This is a genomic window from Nereida ignava, assembly GCF_001049735.1.
Classification (GTDB): domain Bacteria; phylum Pseudomonadota; class Alphaproteobacteria; order Rhodobacterales; family Rhodobacteraceae; genus Nereida; species Nereida ignava.
In genome coordinates, this window is the sequence record NZ_CVPC01000016.1 from 40,420 (window position 1) to 56,134 (window position 15,715).

A 15,715-nucleotide genomic window follows, 5' to 3' on the forward strand; every position below is an offset into this window, starting at 1 on the left:
TGCAATGCAAAACGCCGCCCCAGACGGGGCGGCGCGTAGGATTTCCGTAAGTGGTGGGCGGGTTATTTCTTGCGGCAGAGCCAGGCCGCCAGCAGAGCTTCCGCCCCACGCGGGCCCAGATAAGCGAGAGTTGCCACGAACCCGGTCGAGACCGGCTGTGATAGGCCGATGTAACGCGCCGCCGCCTCCCCGATCAGCGCCATGCCGACGGCGACGGGGATTTCCCAGAGGAGTTCCTTGCCGAAGAAGCGGCGGTTGCCGAGCTTTACCTCCCCCGAATGCCACATCAGCCGTCCGGTGAAGGCACCAATCAGCGTGGTAACCGCCCCGCCGAAGAACGAGTTGATCATGTCGATGAACCCACCGTCATTCATGGGCGTGCCTCCTCAAGCGCCGCCACACGGGCGGCCAGTTCCTTGACGGCCTCGATCAAAAGGCCGGTGATATTGCCGTAGGCGACGGAGAGCTGGCCCGCCTCGTTGTCTCTGACGACTTCGGGCAGCACGGTCTCGACCTCCTGAGCGATGACGCCGATCTGGCGGCTTCCATCCATGGTGAAGCGCACCCCGCGCATGGCGGAGACCAGAGCCAGCGCATCGGCGATGGTCTCGATCTCGGACTTCAACCGCGCATCTGACGAGGAGACAAAGTTCGGGGCCGTGACGACGCCGGTGAAGGTTGCTCCGGACAGTGCCGCTTTTGCCGCGATCGCCGCGTCATAATCGGCTGCGGATTTCGTGGCCATTGTGCCGAGCCCAAGGTTGGTGCGAGCTACGGCCGTGTTCGCGAGCCCCGCCAGATTGCCTGCCGCATCCAGCAACGCATCCCAGCCCGTGTTCGTGGCGTTCCGGCGGCGCAGAACCGGCGGAGAGACCGAGGTGTCGACCCAGAGCATACCTGCCGTCGTCGCTGTTGGCGCCGAGGCCCCTGCGCTCGTCGATTGCAGGGCGGCGATCACCTCGTTGATCCGCGCCCGAACGGCTGCGCCCGCGTCGTTCGCGATCACAAAGCTGGATGTCTGGGGCATTTCAGCGTTTTCCGTTCTCAATCAAAAAGGCGTGCAGGCATTCGCGCTCAAAGCGCAGCCGAGAGGCAGCGAATGCGTGTGCCTGAGGGGCGCAAAGCGCGTTCACGCGACCTCATCGGCATAGAGCCGTAATTGGCTGACGATGGGCGTGTAGGACGCGTCCTTCGTCGTGAGATGCGCCCGCGCTTCCACCGCGCGGGCCTCGATTTCGTGGTTGTCTAGGCGACCCCAAGGACCCCAAACGGGGGCACCCGCTGGATCGTCATCGGTCTCGCGGATCTCGAATAGCACGTCGATCTCTGCCCCAGCCGATCCGTCAAAGTCGGCCCATGTGTCCATGAGTGCCGTTCGCGCATCGATCCGGTCATTGAGCGCGAGCGCCGCCACGCCGATTTCGGATCGGAGGCGGACACGTTTCACCGCGCCGAGATCGAGCCCGGCGGCAAAGCCGTATTGCCCCTCCATCGTGCTGACCTGCGTCACGCCATTTGCCGTCGCTGTAGCGAGCGTCAGGGTCGAACCCGTAACCTGTAGCCCAGATTTTGGACCGACAAAGCCGGGATCGGCCTGCAGGAAGTCTAAGGTCGAGAAGGCCAGCACCTGCGCGCCCTTGGTCGAGACGCGTGTTTCGGGGCCAGCGCGCCCGCCGCTGTCTTCAGCCCGCACCAGATACGTGCCGGGTTTCAGCGGTACGACGGCGATGGCCTCGCCGCCCGAGACCCGGTCCATCGAATAGCTGTCGGCCCAGGTTGCCGTCGCTTCCTTTGAGTGCCGGATCACGATGTTGCCGCCCACGCGGACGTCGGGATCGGCCGAACGCGTCCACTTCAGGATCGCAAGGCCACCTGCCGTTTGCAGGGTCACATTCTCGAGTTGGGCCGGAGGGGCGGTGAGCCCGAGGATTTCGGCTTGTGTTTCCTGCCAGGGCGAGGAGACGCCCAGAACCGAGATCGCTTTTACCCGGAAAGCCCAAGCCCCCGGTGCGATGTCGCGAATTTCAAGCGCAGTTCCGTCGGTGCGGCCATAGTCGATCCAGTCGGCCCCGCCAGAAAGTTTGCCCTGCAGCTGATAGGCCGCGACAAACCCAGACGGTGCTGCCTCCCACGCAATGCGTGCCAGAACCTTCAGCCCGCCGCCGTCTCGAGTGACATAGAGGTCCTCGGTGACCTGCGGCGCGCCGGGGGCCGGGATGTCATACGCATTGGGCAGCGCCGTGCGCGGGGCGGCGGCGTAGATCTGCTGCTCGGATGCCGACCAGTCATAGACCAAGGGCGAGGTCTCGCGCAGGACCAGCTCTGGGAGGAGCAGCGCGCCATCGCCCGATGCCGTCAAATCGAGGCTCACCCCATGCACCTCGAAGGGTTTGGCGGCAAAGCCCCAGCGGGCATAGGAGAGCGTCACCACATCGCCCACTGTGGCTGCCCAGGCTGAGAGCTTGCCCGACAGCCGCACCGTCATCTGCCGACGCGCGCGTTCGAGCTCAATCTTGGCCAGCCGCTGCGCCATAGACGCCGAGATCGTGAACGGCAGCGAGATGTCGCGCCATTTCTGTTCGCCCCCATCCTCGGCGAGGTAGACATCCGAGGCATAGGCCGGGAAGTCGTCAGGCTGCCAGTCGTTTTCGGGACTGACGAACTGCCCGCGCACGCCGTTGAAGTTGGACGACATCGTCACACGCGTCGCAAGGGTGAGCCCGCCCTCGCGGACATGGTCGGAGGTGAGCGCCACATCAGGCGCGCGCCACGCGCCCGCGTGGATACGCCAGGATCCACCCGAGAAAGCGCAGCGACCGGCGAAGGACGACAGCATCCCCTCGATGATGGTCTTCGGGACCTCGGAGAGGGTGATCACGCCGTTGCAGGCATAGCGCGGCTCAGACCCACCACCGGCCAGCGGGACGGTCTCATCGCAGATGTTCGCGGCCTCGACCAAGGACATCTCGTCAATCCCGTCGGGCTGGCCGATGCGCGCGCCAATGCCCCAAGTCGGATTGGCCATGTAATCTGCTAGGCAGAGGGCGGGGTTTTCTGAGTAACCTGCCGTTTGTGTTCGAGGGTCCCAGATGTCGTCCTTACCCTCGAGATCGACCGTGATGTTCGGGATCCCGCCCGGGAAGGCGTCCTGGTCATAGGTGAGGCGCAACCGGATCGCGGCACAGCCGCGCAGCCGGTGGTTCTCGGTCCATTTGTCCGGCAACGCTGCCTTGAGGCCCGCGAATGCGGTCTGATTGGCGGCGCCCAGTTTCTTCTCGACGACAACCTTTCCGGCCCAGCGGCCCTGCGCGGTCCCGGCGGCATTTATCGCCACTTCGCCTTCGAAATAGATGGCCCCAATCGATTTGACCCGATGCGTGGCCAGCACGATGACCAGATCGAGGAACTTATTGTCCGACCCCGAGGAGTGCAGGAAGACGATCACCCCACCTTTGCGGGTGCGGCCGTAGACGAGGTCGCGCGGCACCACCGGCTCGCGGATCGTGACCGTCCGCGGCTGCATCGTTGTCTGCGGTTTCGGCATCAATGCCTGCGCCGCGTAGGATAGAAGCAGCGTGCCGCCGATGCGCAGAAGGGCTGCGCCAATCCCGCCTGCAGCCAAAACGCCGCTGATCGCCCCCGCGATCGCGGTGACGGCTGTCACGATGAAGGGCATGAAACGGGTCCGGGTTCAGATGGGCCAGGCAAGCCGGCAGGAGGGCAGCGGTACGGTCACGAGGCCTTCAGGTGCCATGCCAACCGCTTGGGCCCCGGTACAGACGCCAAAGCCGAGGCCGGTATCGGCCAAAACGATATCGCCGCGCCCAGCCAAAAGAACGGCCGAGCGTGGCTCACCCAAAAGAGCTCGACCCATCTCCTCGAGCGAGGCCCAGCCCAAGCGGCGCATTACCCGCTCGCCGCCGAGCGCTGTGGTGTAGCGCCCGCGCCAGAGGGACGCGACATCCTCACCGCCGGTCAGGATCATGCGCGTCTCGAAGGCAAAGGTCGGGCAGTCATGCACGCCCCAAACGAAAGGACGCGCGCGGGCGGTATCGATCGCTGCTGCAAGCAGGCGTTCCCAGTGGTGAACGCGGGGGAGCATCATCCGCGCCCCCAGGTAATTTCGCGATCCTGGATCGCGGTGACGTATTCGAACCCGAGATCGCCCGGGAACAGCACCTGCTGGCTTTCATGGGTGTAGCGCCAGGTCCGCGCCACGGTGAGATCGATCAGACGGCTTTCATAGCTAATGGTGATCGTACAGGTATCGGCATCGTCCTTGATTTCTGGCACATCGAGCCGGCCCGAGAAGGCCTGAACCGGATCGGCGATGATGCTGCCATCCTCGGCCAGAAGCCCCAGCCAGATCCTGCCCGGCAGGCCCTGACGCGCTTCATCGATCGCCATCTGCACGAGATCCAGTGGCACGCCGGAAAGCGAGACGGCCGTGCCGCCGGCCACGACCTCTCCGGTTTCGTCGATGGCCCCGAGCCCGAGCAAAGACCCAGCCCCCGCCCAAGCCTGGCCGTTCCAACTGACCTCTCCCAATCCCGACCAGATCCGGACCCAGCCCGTGGCGAACTGACCCTCGAAGAAGATGACGGGCCTGAGGCTTTGATCGGCCAATGCCGTGGCGAAGGCGACGGTGAGATCGCGGCTCATCAGAGCGCCTCCCGTGCCGAGATCGTGAAGCGATGCTGATCCGCTCGGCCGATGACCGAGGGGACGGGTGCCGTCAGCCGCAACAGAACCGACGGGGCATCGAGGCCGAGCAGCGTGCCGACCGGCACGGAAGCCCGAAGCGGCGGCACGAGGGTGAGCGTCGCCTCGCTGCCCACGGGCACCACATCCGCCGTTAGCTGATAAAGCCGTGTGGTGGCATCTCCGCCCAACTGGAAGAAATCCCCCGCGCGAAGGCCAAGTCCCCAACCAGCCGTGCGCAGGGTGGAGGCTCCCGCAGCTTGCGCCTCGGTCACGTAAGGATTGCCCGCCGCCACCGGCACCTCGATCGAGGGATCGGGGAAGAGGAACCGGCCGCGCAATCCACCAAGGGCGGTGAAGAAGGCAGAAAGCCGACGGGCCTTAGCCCCTTGGGTCACCGCCATCTCGATCTGGTATTCCCACCACGACGCACCCCAGTCCTGGATCTGGGATGTGCCGGTGAACGGCGAGCGCGCCTCGGCCACAGATGTCACCAAGCGCCGCTCGAGCGAGGACACGAGCGTCAGGGGCAAGACAGGAATGGCCATCTCAGATCACCTGACCCCGCCGCCGCCCATCGGCCACGCTTTCTTTCGCTATGCGGGCGATCTCCGGGATCGCAGCGCGAAGGCGCGCGTCGATCTGCTCGGCCACACCCATCTGCGCCCCGCGCGCGTCGATGTTCACGGTCACGCCTGTGTCAGCACTGACTCGGCCGTAGCTCGCCGCCTCGCGGCGGTTCAGCACCCGTTCCCCACGCTGCAGGATCGTCGGGACTTCGTCGGGGCGGAGACCTGCCCAACCGCCGGAGTGCATCCGCGGCGCAGCAGCGAAGGCCAATGCTGGCACCGAGCGGCTATGTCCGGACAGTCCGACAATACCACCCGCATGCGAGACGGCCGCCGCAACGGACCCGCCGCCAAAGATGCCGGAGAGCGCCGAGGCGATGGGCCCCAGCACCGCACGCTTGAAGGACAGAACTGCAAGGTCCGCCAGGATCGAGCGAACGAGGCCCTTGAAGTCGAACTTGCCGGTCTCGACGAAGCTTCGGAACGCGCTTTCCGCGCCACTGAAAGCGCCGGTCAGGGTTTCACCGAGGCCTTTGCCCCAGTTCAGCGCATCTGCGGCATAGGCTTGAAGGGACTCCGAGACTGCACGCCAACCGGTGGCGATCCGATCCCCGGCGCTGCCCGCAGCCCCTCCCGCGCGCCCCATGGCATCCGACAGCCGATCTGCTGAGACAGTCGCCTCATCCAGCGCCGCCGCGCCTTCTTCGCCGGTGCCCGCAACGGCGTCACGAAGCGCGCCCCAGGATGTGAGCGGGGCTGTCGCGCCATTGGCGAGATCGGTTGCCGCCTGACGGTAGGTGTTCGCAGTGGCCAGCGCCTCGGCGGCAATCCCATCAAGACCAAGGTCAGGGGCCGTGAGCGGGTTGTCCTCGAAGGCTCGGCGAAATGCCTCTGCCGCAGCCGTTCCGGCATCTGCGGAGGCGCCTGCGAAGGGGTTGGGGATGTCACCGAGATTGATTTCACCGATCTGACCAAAGGTGGTCTCGATGCCCACTGCGGCAAGCGCATCGCGGATGCGTCCCGTAAAGGCATCGATCCGGGCGATGGCGCCGTTCAGCATAGCCTCGATCCCATCGAGCATGCGGTTGGCGGCCGAGAAGACGAGATCCCCGATCACGTCTGGCAGACGCGACCAGATCTCGCGGACAGCCAGTAGGGCACCCTCGAAGGCGTTGGCTGTGGTGTTGCCAAAAGCCACGACACTCTCGATGGCCCCAGCCATGCCGGAAGCGGCATCGGCCTTCAGATCGTAGAACATGGCGGTGGCCGCAGCCCCAGCGCTTGATGCCCCCATCTTGATCCGGTCCCAGACCTCGACCGCGACGTCTTTCAAGAGGCCCATGGCCTCGCCGAAGCCGCCCGCGCCGGAGGCCAACCGCGTGAACCAATAAACCAGCTCGCCCGCCCCGACGATGAGAGCACCGATGCCGGTGCGAATGAGCGCCCCGCGAAGGATGACGAGCGTCATTGCCAATCCCCGCACCGACAGTGCGGCCACCGCCATGGCGGCCACCCAGCGGCCTGCGAGGAAGGTGGCAAAGGTCCCGGCGTAGATCGCGAACCGATCAAGGTTGCTCAGCACCGCGTCAAAAGCCCGGCTGATCGGGCTGGTGCTGGACGCAAGGGCGACAAACGCATTGGCCACTGCCTCCAGCGACGGGGCGAGCGCCACGGCAATCCGGTTGCGAACGCCGGTGAAGACCTGGCCGATGCTGACCAGCGCGAGCTCCGAGCGGCGCATGGCAGCGATGGCATCCGCGTCCAGCACTGCGCCAAGCGCCTGTGCCTGTGCCCCGAGCCGGGTCATCTCTGCCCCGCCGTTTTGCAGCAGCGGGATCAGCCGGGTCGCATCCGAGGCCATCGCCTCGAGATAAAAGGTCATCTCCTGTTGGCTGACGCCCGCGCGTTCGAGGCTGTCGATATAGAGCTGCAGCGCCTCTGGCCCCGAGAGCCGTGCGAACTGGTCGGCCGTCACCCCCACCCGAGGCGCGATGTTCTCGAAGAAATCTGCCATCGGGCCGCCGCCCGTCTGCAGGAAATCACCCACCCGGTCATTCACGTCCTTCAGGATATCCGCGAGCTTCTCCTGTTCGATCCCCACCGTAGCCGAGGCCGCCGACCAGCGCTGGAACACCTCGGGGTTGGCATTGGCAACCTGGGAGAGCTGGCCGATCTCGTTGGCGGCCGCAACGGTCGAGCGGGTCATCGACACGACGGCAGCAGCGAGCGCCGTGGCAGCAGCAGTCGCAGCGATCCGGGCCCGACGCGCGAAGGCCGCCATGCGCGCATTGGCCTGGTCCATCTCGTGCGAGAGACGCCCCATGCCGCGCGCCCCCGCCTCGCCGACACCTTCCAGCTCGGCACGCACCTGGCGGCCGCCGGTCGCGGAGAGGCGGACGGAGACTTTTTTCTCAGCCATGTCGGTGTTCGATCTCTTCGTTTGTCTTGCGCACCATCACCGCCTCAATGGGTGGCAAGAGTTCCGCGATGATGAGGGGCGAGAGCCCGAGGGCTGCGCCGAGTTGCAGGGCTGCGCCCATGTCCCAGCCGAGGACAGCGCCGCCGCTCATGCCCCCCACGGCGCGCACCTGTCCGCCGAGGCGCTGGACCAGATCCCAGACCTGCCAGCCTTCCAGGGTGAGAGGTTTGTGCTGGGTCCGTGGGCATTCCGCGCACATAGAGGGGCACACCGCGCAATAGTCACCGCCCCCGCCGAACTCCCAGTCGGCGAGAGCGGTCAGGCGTTTTTTTCCGCATCCAGGATCAGCGCGCCCGCGATGTATTTCGTTTGAAACGCCTCGAAGATCGGCCAAAGCTCCAGCAGGGCATCGATGCCGTCATGTGAGATAGCCATTGGCTCGCCGTCCTCGTCTCCGACGCCCTCCCAATCCTTCACTACGATGCGCGCGACGGCCTTGGCGACGATGCGCGCGAGGTCGTCGTTGGAATCGCTGCTTTCAGCTCCAGCGGCAGCTGCGACAATCGCCGGATCGCTGCGTGCGGCGAGCATGATGGCTGTGGTCAGCGGCTCCACCAGCAGCCGCACGCCATGGCCGAGGTCGAGCCAGCGGGGTTCATTCGAAAGGTTCAAGCGCAGCATGGTCAGTAAACCTCGCGGTCGTTGGTCAGGGTAACGGTGCACATACGACCCACCACTGCATCGCTGGCCGCCTGCCAATCAAAGGTGGCCTGTACACCTTGCGGGCCCGAGATCTCGATCCGCGGGCGTGGAAGGTAAACAGCGTGGGCCGTAACGGTCAGGCTCTCGCCCGTTGGCAGCGTGTAGGAGAACTCCAACTCACAGGCCTCGCCGTTGATCGCCTGGGTCACGAGCGTCTGGTCCGCAAATCGGACAACGACATTGCCGGTCAGCGCCGCGATGGACGGATCAGCACCGTCGATTTTTCCATCGGAACGGATCGTCTCGATGCGATCGAGGTTGTTGGCATAGGTCAGGTCGGTGGAGACAACGTTGCCGATATTTGCCCCGTTCCGTGTGATCGAGCCGTTGAAGTGGCCGAAACGTTTCAGCGCGATATTGGCGGGCGTTCCCGCCGCCGTAGTCGTGGCGATGGCCTCGCCCTGTGCCACGATGCTGGCCGTTGAAGTCAGCAGCCCGGAACGCGCCATCTGCCAGTTTAGGCTATCCACCATGCAGCCGGAATACATGGCAAAGCGCGGTACCTCGGGCATGCCGGTCTCGACCGAGAATGATGGAAGCGCCCAACTGCCGGAACGGAACTCGTGGGTATAGGGGGCGTCGGCGCCTATGGTAGTGGGTGCCCCAAATGCTGCCTTCAACCAGAAGCCGAAGGCCTCGGCGTCAATCGGGATGACCACATCGCCATCGGCCGTCACCGCATCCTTGATTGGGGCCTGCGGATCGCGTCCGTAGCCCAGCAGTTCCGATGTCTGCAGCGGTTGCTCAGCCCCCAGCGTCGTGCTGGCAAATGGCATCTTGGTGTAGCCGCTCGCGGGCGGCGTTCCATAGGTCGTTTCGAACGCCAGCGCCATCTGCGCCCGCGCCCCTTGGGCTCGTGCCATGGTGTTTCTCCTCGAATTGGTCTGCTCAGCCCAGCGCGTCACTGGTCGCGTAGTGAAGGGTGATCGGAATGATCCCGGCTTTCAGAGAGGCGGCCCCCTCCACCGGAAGATCGACAGGTTCAGCAGCCTCCGGCTCGACCCAGTCGCACAACCCCCTCAATGTCCGATCGGCGGTGATCACCGCGCCGATCTGAGCGACAAGCGCGTCGAAAAGGGCGTCCCGATCCGTTGCTGATCGCACGATCATCTCGAGTTCGGCGCGATGCTGGAAATGATAGGTCAGCGGCGACAACGTCACGCCTGGCTCGCCCGGGGTGCCGTCGCGCAGGATCATGAGACCTGCAGGCGGGATGCGTTCCGGTAGAACTTCTCCGCGTAGAACCGGCACATGCGGGATCGTCCTGAGCAGGTCCGCCAGGGCGGTCAGGATGGTTTCGCGGGTGGTGGGCATTTACTTGTTTCCCAGCGCAGAATCCGGCATCTAGCCTGATAGCGGGCCTGTAGCTCAATTGGTTAGAGCAGAGCGCTCATAACGCTTTGGTTGCGGGTTCAAGTCCTGCCGGGCCTACCAAAGCCCCCTTGGCGGAATGGTAGACGCTGAAGACTTAAAATCTTTTGCCTTCGGGCGTGCCGGTTCGAGTCCGGCAGGGGGCACCAAAAGGAAGTGTGGCCGAGTGGTTTAAGGCTCTGGTCTTGAAAACCAGCGTAGGTGAGAGCCTACCGTGGGTTCGAATCCCACCGCTTCCGCCAGCCCTTTCATGACGCCCGTGCATCGAGCCAATTCGCCACGATCAGCCCCGGTATCGCCGCCTGTGCCCGCTCAGCATCCCGCGCCAGCGAAAGCCGTTTGGCGAGTTTCACCTGTGGTACCAGCAGGAAGATCGGCACAGTGCTCTGTCCACGCCCAGTCTTGGAGCGCGAGGCCACGCCCAGCCCGCGACTGTTCAGCCGCCCGTCGGCCACGAGCAAACTTGGTCCTCTCCGCCGATAGACAAAGCGCAGGGGCAGACCGCGCCGCCTTTCCCATTCGCCGGGCGTGAGCGCCTTGCCGCGGCTGCCCTTACCGGCCGCAGGCGTTGGGATGGCAAGCCAGAACCCATCTTTTGACCGGATCAATGGTCCGGTGTCATGCGCCCCGATGATCTGGGGTGCGTTTGACCAGACGAGCGCGGCCGCTTCCAGGCTTTCGCCCGCCGCAGGATAGGTTTTGGACCTGATCGTGTTGGCGAGCCGCTGACCGAGGCGCGCGCGCGTGATCTGGGCGCGCCAGTCGGATTTGAGACCAGCGCCTGCAACGCGCATGGCCGTGGTCACGGCCTTTTCGCCAGCGAGAATTTCGGCGCGCATCGCGTTGACAATGTCGCCGGTCACGGAGAGGTCGAGTTTCACGCGGCCGTTGCCTCGATTGTCCAGATCAAGCGCTCCCGATCACGGATCGGCTCGCCCTGTATTAGGAAGGTTTCGTCACCGATGAGGATCTGCTCATCGGGGCGAGGCGCGGGGAGCTCCGAGACGCGCACATCGAAGCGCATGGTCTCTGAGAGCAGACGCGCGGCCCCGAATGCGGTCACATCATCATTGCGCCGCATGATGATGCGGATGCGGGTGAACTGCCCTTCGCTGTCACGATGCCAGGCCTCGTGGGCGAGGTTCGGATCAGCGAAGAGCAGATCGAGGGCCAGGGCAAAGGCCGTCATGTCTCAGCGGCCTCAGTTAGAGCTGAAGATCCGGATGGCCAGCCGCGGGCGCTTGTTGACCGGCAGGATCGAGGCCTCGGTCATGAGATCGATCCAGCGCCCCTTGGTGTCCATCATCTGCCGCGCGTAAAGCGGCAGGCCGACGGTGTTGGCGGTCTCGAGCAGGTTGGCTGGCCCGCCATAGGTGGTGAAGGTGTCGAAGGTGCCAAGCGGGAAGGCGATGCCTTCGCCCGCGGGGATCAGGCGTTCCGAGGTGCCATTCGACAGGGTGACCGAGCCGTTGTATTCCTCGAAGAGGATGCCTGCGAACGGGAAGGCCCGGCGCATGTCTTCGCGCAGGGGCTGGCCGCCGGTCGCCGAGAAGAACTTGTAGGCTTCTTCGGTCTTGGGGTGGCTGATCAGCTTGTCGAAGAACTCCGAGCTCACAAGCGCATGCGCCGTGGTCATCGTCTCGCCGAGGAGGTTGTCCTCGATCCCGCGCAGGACCGTACGGACCTTGCCTTGCACATTGGTGCCGGCCGTGCCGAAGACGAAATCGACCGAGATCATCTCCAGCCCAAACTCGGTGAAGTAGTTGTAGAGGGTCGTGCCCGCACCATCCTTCACGATGCCGCGGAGCGCGTTCATCTCCATGTATTCGCGGGTCTGGGCATGCTTGCGGCGCATCAGCGTCAGCTTGCGGTTCATCACTTCGACCAGCGGATCAGCCGCGTCTGACAGGCCCAGCGCCGGCATGCCCTGGATATCGGCGGGCAGGATCACATCGTCATGTGGGATCCAAGGCAGGGCGAAGCTGCGCATCGAGCGCTGCTCGCGGGTGCCGACAGTGGCCGGCGCGCCCAGCGGGACCGAGGGCAGGAGGCTGAGGACACCTTCGCGCTGTTCGATGACAATGGAACGTTGCGTGACGCCTTCAAAGCGAAACAGGCCGATTTGGCCGAGGCGGGTGTAGAGGTTGGGCAGGATGTTGATGGCCTGCGTCATCTCGGCGAGCGAATAGCCGCCCGCATCAAACGGGTTGCGCGTGATGGTCATGAGGAACTCCGGGGAATAAGGGGTGACGCGCGAAAGCGCGACGGGAAGAACTGGCGATGCGCCTGATCAGGCAGCGTCGCGCGGGATGATGCCGAGCGCTGCCAGCTGGGCGTGCTTGGCCGCCGTCTTGGCCGCGTCATCGACACTGGCGTCGAACACGAGCGCGGCTTTCGAGACGATGGCTGGGCCGCGCAAGACGGCGATGCCGGCTACATCAGCCGCAGTTGCATCCACGTCGTAAAGCAGGACAGCGGCCGCGTTCTGAGCTCCGTCGGTGCCTGTGGCGGTGCTGAGTTTCATCTTGCCGCTCGCGGTGATGCGGCCCAGCACAGCGCCAACGGGGTAGCTGGTGCCGGCCAGCAGCGTGACGGTCTCTCGGGTGAAGTTGGGGTTCAGCTCGTATTTGAGGACATCGCCCATGGTGGGCGGTTGGGTCAGCATGGACATGGGCAATCTCCGAAGATGTGAGGGTCAAAAAGAAATCCCCCGCCGGGGAGGAGCGGCGGGGGATCAGGTGGGCGGCAGCTTTTGGGGAGAGCGGTTCAGCCCCTGCTGCCCGCCGAGGCAGCCTTCTTCGCGGCAGCCACAATCGGGCTTTCTGCGGATTTGGGGAGAACGGGTGAGGGTGGAGCGGCAACGATGTCGCGTGCATCTGCGGCTGCAGAGGCGCGCTGAAGGACCAGTTTGCGGAGGGCTTCCGGGGCCGTGCCCTCGCGCAGCGCCTTCGCGGCATCGATTGCGATGCCGAGGCGACCTGCTTGCGCCGCGATCTCGGCGATCTCCGCTGCCGCCTCGCGAAGCTGCGCCGACAGGTCCGCCAGATTGCTGGGTTGCGCAGCCGCCGGGGCGGGCAAAGGCGCGGCAGCTGCGACGGGCGCGGGGTCTTCTTCCTGCACGCTTTGTTCAGCTTCCTGCTCATCTTGTTCAGTCGCGCTCTCCAGCACGGTGTCCTCGGCATCTCTGATTTCCGTATTTGCCTCAGTGGCGTCAGTTGTGGCGCTCATGGCGGCCTCCTTTGCTCGGGGATGACTGGCGCGGGGCAGCCGCGCGGTAGGTGATGGGGCAGACAGGCTTTCGCGAAAGCGGGCAAAGCCACGGGTGAGGTCGATCACCTCATCGGCGAGGCCTGCGGCGATGGCATCCGTCCCGCGGAAGGTCGCAGCCTCGGTCGCCAGCGCTGCGTCCTGGCTCAGCCGCCCAGCGCGGCCCACGGCGACAGTCTCGGCGAAGAGGAACCGCAAAACATCGATCTCGCGCTGGATGTCATCGCGGACCGCTTCGGGCAGCGGCTCGTAGGGATTGCCATCGACCTTGTGCTGGCCTGAATGGATCAGCGTGACGCGAACGCCGTCCTGATCCAACTGGCTGCTAAGATCGGCATGCATCACCACCACGCCGATACTGCCAACGGCGCCGGTGCGCGGCAGCAGGATGCGGTCGGCCTGAGAGGCCAGCGCATAGCCTGCAGAGAAGGCATGTTCGGCGACGAAAGCCCAAACGGGCTTGTTACGGCGTAGGGCGCGGATCTGGTCAGCCAGGTCGAAGACGCCCGCCACCTCTCCGCCAAAGCTGTCGATCTCAAGCGCCACCGCGCGCACGGATGGATCGCGCGCCGCCGCATCGATCTGCGCGGCAATTCCCTCGTAACTGGTTTGGCCAGAGGACTGTCCGATCCAGCCACCGCGGTGGATAAGCACGCCGGAAATCTCGATCACCGCGATGCCGTCAACGACTGGATAGGGGGCATCGCCGTGATTGCGGAGACGCTCGCTAAGGTTTCCGGCGAGGATACTGGCGCGGGCGGGCAGGGGTGCCGCGCCTTCGTTCTCGTCATCCGGTCCTGGAAGTTCCACCCGGCGCCCGAGGATGCGTGGCCCGAGACCTGACAGAAACGCCATGGCCTTGGAGGGTTCCACCAGCAGCGGCGTATTGAAGGCGCGCGCGGCAATACGGGCATGGAGCATCAGGCTTGGTCCTCGTCAGGGCGTGGGCGGTCTTCCGCGTCATCGGTCTCATTGTTTGGCTCAGCCCCATCGCCCTCGGCCGGCAGGGCCTGTACGCCCTGCGCGGGCGAGCCCGGACGGCGGAAGTCGAGGCCCAGCGCTCGCTCGCGTTCCCGTTCAGCGGCGATTTCACGGTCGACTTGTTCGGCGTCATAGCCACGCTCGGCGATGGCCTGGGTGCGAGATTTCAGCCCTGCCTCGATCTGGGCGATCTCGGCATTGGCGTCTTTGAGCGGATCGACCCAGTCCCATTTCGTGGGGAGCCAATCGGCGGCCAGCATGCGCGGGCGCTCGGCCTCATAGCCTGGCAGGGCCAGCGCGCCTGATAGCACGGCTAGATCCAGCCAGCGCGCATAGACCGGCCGACAGAGCTGATAGACCATGACTGAATGCTGCCAGGCCGAGACACGACGGCGGAACTCGATTAGGGCAAGGCGCGAGTTCGAGAAGTTCCCCTTCACCATGTCATTGGCGAGGTAGGGGTAGGGGATCCCGAGCGCGGCCGAGATCTGCAGGAGCGTCCGGTATTGGAAGGGCTCATACGTCGCCCCGCTGTCAGCGGGCTGGCCGACAGTGACATCCTCGCCGGGATCGAGCCGCACAATCTGGCCCGGGCTGATCTCGACACCTGCGGGCATCTCCTCATCGTCCAAGGGGGCGAGCGGGTTCTCCGGGGCGGGCGAGGTCACGAACATCGCGTACATCGCGGCGACCTTTTTCCGGTCCAACTCCGCGTCGTCGTATTGATCCAAAAGGAACAACTTCACGATCGCCGGGGCCAATTTCGACACGCCACGCAGCTGACCACCCTCGACTGGGTCGATGACGTGGATCACCTCCGAGGCGGGCACGCGGACAATTTCTCCAGACATTACAGGATCGGTGCTGTCGCCCGGATGACGGCGGAAGAAGTGATAGGCGACGCGCCGTCCAATCCGGTCGAACTCAATCCCTTGGCGGATCGCGTTGCCGTTGCGCGCCACGCCGGTTTCATGGAGTGGCAGCATTTCCGAGGGCAGCATTTGCAGTTGGAGCGGAACCGTGAGGCCGTCCTCCACCCGCCGCGGCCGGATACGAACAAAGACCTCACCCGCCAGAAACACCTCGCGCGCCGCCCGGCGCTGTAGCCCGTAGAAATCCGTCAAGCCCTCGGCATCGGCCTCATCGGTCCAGGCGAGCCAAAGCCGCTGCAGCTCTTCCTTCCGCGCGGCATCGGCGAGTTTCGAGATCGGCTTGATCCCGTCGCCCACGGTATTCGCCGCCCAGCTTTCGACTGCATTCGCGGCATAGCCGTTGTTGCGCACGAGCCAGCGGGCGCGAGCGGTGATGTCAGGCCCCGAGGCGGCGATCAGCGCATTCACATGCGCGCGGGTCGCTTGGAACCCGCGCAGTCGCCGATGTTGCTGTCCAGCATCAAACCCGCCGATGAAGGCGCCGAGGCGCTGCCGCCAGTTCATCAGAGGTCTTTCACAGCAAAGGGGCGTAGCACACGCCCAGCGCCGCGCTCGAGTTTGGCGATGCGCCGTTCGACATCGCCTATGGCCGCGGCAAGCTCGGCGTCGGTCCCGTAGTTTACGGTCTTGCCGTCATAGCTGACCGACCGCGTGCCGCTGTAGCGCGCGGCCAAAAGCGCGCTGTGGCGGAGTTTTAGCTCGTCGAGGGTCAT

General features: G+C 65.1%; 18 protein-coding genes and 3 tRNA genes. 3 read left to right on the forward strand and 18 right to left on the reverse strand.

Annotated features, from left to right (window positions below; genetic code table 11):
* Positions 1-62: 62 nt before the first annotated feature.
* The 11 genes from NIG5292_RS11880 to NIG5292_RS11930 form a co-directional block, all read right to left on the reverse strand.
* Complete coding sequence (locus tag NIG5292_RS11880) at positions 63-374, reverse strand: phage holin family protein (protein WP_048599768.1); 312 nt, start codon at positions 372-374, stop codon at positions 63-65.
* The gene (locus NIG5292_RS14655; RefSeq protein ID WP_072936736.1) at positions 371-1,027 is read right to left on the reverse strand and encodes a tail fiber domain-containing protein; all 657 of its coding nucleotides are present in this window, start codon (positions 1,025-1,027) and stop codon (positions 371-373) included. The genes NIG5292_RS11880 and NIG5292_RS14655 overlap by 4 nt, the downstream gene beginning before the upstream one ends.
* Before the next feature lie 102 nt (positions 1,028-1,129).
* A complete protein-coding gene (locus tag NIG5292_RS11890) occupies positions 1,130-3,676 on the reverse strand; it encodes a phage tail protein (protein WP_048599769.1) in 2,547 nt (848 codons plus the stop codon).
* A 15-nt stretch (positions 3,677-3,691) separates the two neighbouring features.
* On the reverse strand, positions 3,692-4,105 hold the full coding sequence (locus NIG5292_RS11895; RefSeq protein ID WP_233486484.1) for a DUF6950 family protein: 414 nt from the start codon (positions 4,103-4,105) through the stop codon (positions 3,692-3,694).
* Positions 4,102-4,662 carry a hypothetical protein gene (locus NIG5292_RS11900; RefSeq protein ID WP_048599770.1) on the reverse strand — a complete coding sequence of 187 codons (561 nt, stop codon included), beginning with the start codon at positions 4,660-4,662 and terminating at the stop codon, positions 4,102-4,104. The genes NIG5292_RS11895 and NIG5292_RS11900 overlap by 4 nt, the downstream gene beginning before the upstream one ends.
* Positions 4,662-5,249, reverse strand: a complete 588-nt coding sequence (locus tag NIG5292_RS11905; RefSeq protein ID WP_048599771.1) for a hypothetical protein — start codon at positions 5,247-5,249, stop codon at positions 4,662-4,664. Before NIG5292_RS11905 ends, NIG5292_RS11900 begins: the two co-directional genes overlap by 1 nt.
* A 1-nt stretch (position 5,250) precedes the next feature.
* Positions 5,251-7,689 (reverse strand): phage tail tape measure C-terminal domain-containing protein, encoded by a 2,439-nt coding sequence (locus NIG5292_RS11910; RefSeq protein ID WP_048599772.1) that lies wholly within the window; start codon positions 7,687-7,689, stop codon positions 5,251-5,253.
* Entirely contained in the window at positions 7,682-7,948 is a 267-nt protein-coding gene (locus NIG5292_RS11915) for a DUF7697 family protein (RefSeq protein ID WP_048599773.1), read from the reverse strand. The genes NIG5292_RS11910 and NIG5292_RS11915 overlap by 8 nt, the downstream gene beginning before the upstream one ends.
* A gap of 59 nt (positions 7,949-8,007) precedes the next feature.
* Positions 8,008-8,370 (reverse strand): phage-derived protein YdaY family protein, encoded by a 363-nt coding sequence (locus tag NIG5292_RS11920; protein WP_048599774.1) that lies wholly within the window; start codon positions 8,368-8,370, stop codon positions 8,008-8,010.
* A 2-nt stretch (positions 8,371-8,372) separates the two neighbouring features.
* Entirely contained in the window at positions 8,373-9,314 is a 942-nt protein-coding gene (locus NIG5292_RS11925; RefSeq protein WP_048599775.1) for a phage tail tube protein, read from the reverse strand.
* A gap of 25 nt (positions 9,315-9,339) precedes the next feature.
* The gene (locus NIG5292_RS11930) at positions 9,340-9,765 is read right to left on the reverse strand and encodes a hypothetical protein (RefSeq protein ID WP_048599776.1); all 426 of its coding nucleotides are present in this window, start codon (positions 9,763-9,765) and stop codon (positions 9,340-9,342) included.
* A 43-nt stretch (positions 9,766-9,808) separates the two neighbouring features.
* Between NIG5292_RS11930 and NIG5292_RS11935 the strand changes: the two genes are divergently transcribed.
* The 3 genes from NIG5292_RS11935 to NIG5292_RS11945 all read left to right on the forward strand — a co-directional run bounded on the left by NIG5292_RS11935 (position 9,809) and on the right by NIG5292_RS11945 (position 10,064).
* Positions 9,809-9,885, forward strand: a tRNA-Ile gene (locus tag NIG5292_RS11935).
* 2 nt (positions 9,886-9,887) lie between these two features.
* Positions 9,888-9,971: transfer RNA gene (locus NIG5292_RS11940), tRNA-Leu, on the forward strand.
* A 3-nt stretch (positions 9,972-9,974) separates the two neighbouring features.
* Positions 9,975-10,064, forward strand: a tRNA-Ser gene (locus NIG5292_RS11945).
* A gap of 6 nt (positions 10,065-10,070) precedes the next feature.
* Here the strand turns inward: NIG5292_RS11945 and NIG5292_RS11950 are convergent.
* The 7 genes from NIG5292_RS11950 to NIG5292_RS11980 form a co-directional block, all read right to left on the reverse strand.
* Positions 10,071-10,703: a DUF6441 family protein gene (locus NIG5292_RS11950; protein ID WP_048599777.1), complete on the reverse strand. Its 633-nt coding sequence runs from the start codon at positions 10,701-10,703 to the stop codon at positions 10,071-10,073.
* Positions 10,700-11,011, reverse strand: a complete 312-nt coding sequence (locus NIG5292_RS11955; protein ID WP_048599778.1) for a head-tail joining protein — start codon at positions 11,009-11,011, stop codon at positions 10,700-10,702. The genes NIG5292_RS11950 and NIG5292_RS11955 overlap by 4 nt, the downstream gene beginning before the upstream one ends.
* 12 nt (positions 11,012-11,023) lie before the next feature.
* The gene (locus NIG5292_RS11960; RefSeq protein ID WP_048599779.1) at positions 11,024-12,046 is read right to left on the reverse strand and encodes a major capsid protein; all 1,023 of its coding nucleotides are present in this window, start codon (positions 12,044-12,046) and stop codon (positions 11,024-11,026) included.
* A 66-nt stretch (positions 12,047-12,112) separates the two neighbouring features.
* The gene (locus NIG5292_RS11965; RefSeq protein ID WP_048599780.1) at positions 12,113-12,493 is read right to left on the reverse strand and encodes a head decoration protein; all 381 of its coding nucleotides are present in this window, start codon (positions 12,491-12,493) and stop codon (positions 12,113-12,115) included.
* A gap of 95 nt (positions 12,494-12,588) precedes the next feature.
* Entirely contained in the window at positions 12,589-14,010 is a 1,422-nt protein-coding gene (locus NIG5292_RS11970) for a S49 family peptidase (RefSeq protein ID WP_048599781.1), read from the reverse strand.
* The gene (locus NIG5292_RS11975) at positions 14,010-15,506 is read right to left on the reverse strand and encodes a phage portal protein (protein WP_048599782.1); all 1,497 of its coding nucleotides are present in this window, start codon (positions 15,504-15,506) and stop codon (positions 14,010-14,012) included. Before NIG5292_RS11975 ends, NIG5292_RS11970 begins: the two co-directional genes overlap by 1 nt.
* Complete coding sequence (locus tag NIG5292_RS11980) at positions 15,506-15,715, reverse strand: phage head-tail joining protein (RefSeq protein ID WP_048599783.1); 210 nt, start codon at positions 15,713-15,715, stop codon at positions 15,506-15,508. The genes NIG5292_RS11975 and NIG5292_RS11980 overlap by 1 nt, the downstream gene beginning before the upstream one ends.

Coding starts and splice junctions, on each gene's coding strand:
- NIG5292_RS11905 (WP_048599771.1), bottom strand. CDS start 5,249: ATGGCCATTCCTGTCTTGCCCCTGACGCTCGTGTCCTCGCTCGAGCGG.
- NIG5292_RS11880 (WP_048599768.1), bottom strand. CDS start 374: ATGAATGACGGTGGGTTCATCGACATGATCAACTCGTTCTTCGGCGGG.
- NIG5292_RS11965 (WP_048599780.1), bottom strand. CDS start 12,493: ATGTCCATGCTGACCCAACCGCCCACCATGGGCGATGTCCTCAAATAC.
- NIG5292_RS11970 (WP_048599781.1), bottom strand. CDS start 14,010: ATGCTCCATGCCCGTATTGCCGCGCGCGCCTTCAATACGCCGCTGCTG.
- NIG5292_RS11980 (WP_048599783.1), bottom strand. CDS start 15,715: ATGACCCTCGACGAGCTAAAACTCCGCCACAGCGCGCTTTTGGCCGCG.
- NIG5292_RS11955 (WP_048599778.1), bottom strand. CDS start 11,011: ATGACGGCCTTTGCCCTGGCCCTCGATCTGCTCTTCGCTGATCCGAAC.
- NIG5292_RS11930 (WP_048599776.1), bottom strand. CDS start 9,765: ATGCCCACCACCCGCGAAACCATCCTGACCGCCCTGGCGGACCTGCTC.
- NIG5292_RS14655 (WP_072936736.1), bottom strand. CDS start 1,027: ATGCCCCAGACATCCAGCTTTGTGATCGCGAACGACGCGGGCGCAGCC.
- NIG5292_RS11915 (WP_048599773.1), bottom strand. CDS start 7,948: ATGTGCGCGGAATGCCCACGGACCCAGCACAAACCTCTCACCCTGGAA.
- NIG5292_RS11910 (WP_048599772.1), bottom strand. CDS start 7,689: ATGGCTGAGAAAAAAGTCTCCGTCCGCCTCTCCGCGACCGGCGGCCGC.
- NIG5292_RS11925 (WP_048599775.1), bottom strand. CDS start 9,314: ATGGCACGAGCCCAAGGGGCGCGGGCGCAGATGGCGCTGGCGTTCGAA.
- NIG5292_RS11960 (WP_048599779.1), bottom strand. CDS start 12,046: ATGACCATCACGCGCAACCCGTTTGATGCGGGCGGCTATTCGCTCGCC.
- NIG5292_RS11975 (WP_048599782.1), bottom strand. CDS start 15,506: ATGAACTGGCGGCAGCGCCTCGGCGCCTTCATCGGCGGGTTTGATGCT.
- NIG5292_RS11920 (WP_048599774.1), bottom strand. CDS start 8,370: ATGCTGCGCTTGAACCTTTCGAATGAACCCCGCTGGCTCGACCTCGGC.
- NIG5292_RS11890 (WP_048599769.1), bottom strand. CDS start 3,676: ATGCCCTTCATCGTGACAGCCGTCACCGCGATCGCGGGGGCGATCAGC.
- NIG5292_RS11900 (WP_048599770.1), bottom strand. CDS start 4,662: ATGAGCCGCGATCTCACCGTCGCCTTCGCCACGGCATTGGCCGATCAA.
- NIG5292_RS11895 (WP_233486484.1), bottom strand. CDS start 4,105: ATGATGCTCCCCCGCGTTCACCACTGGGAACGCCTGCTTGCAGCAGCG.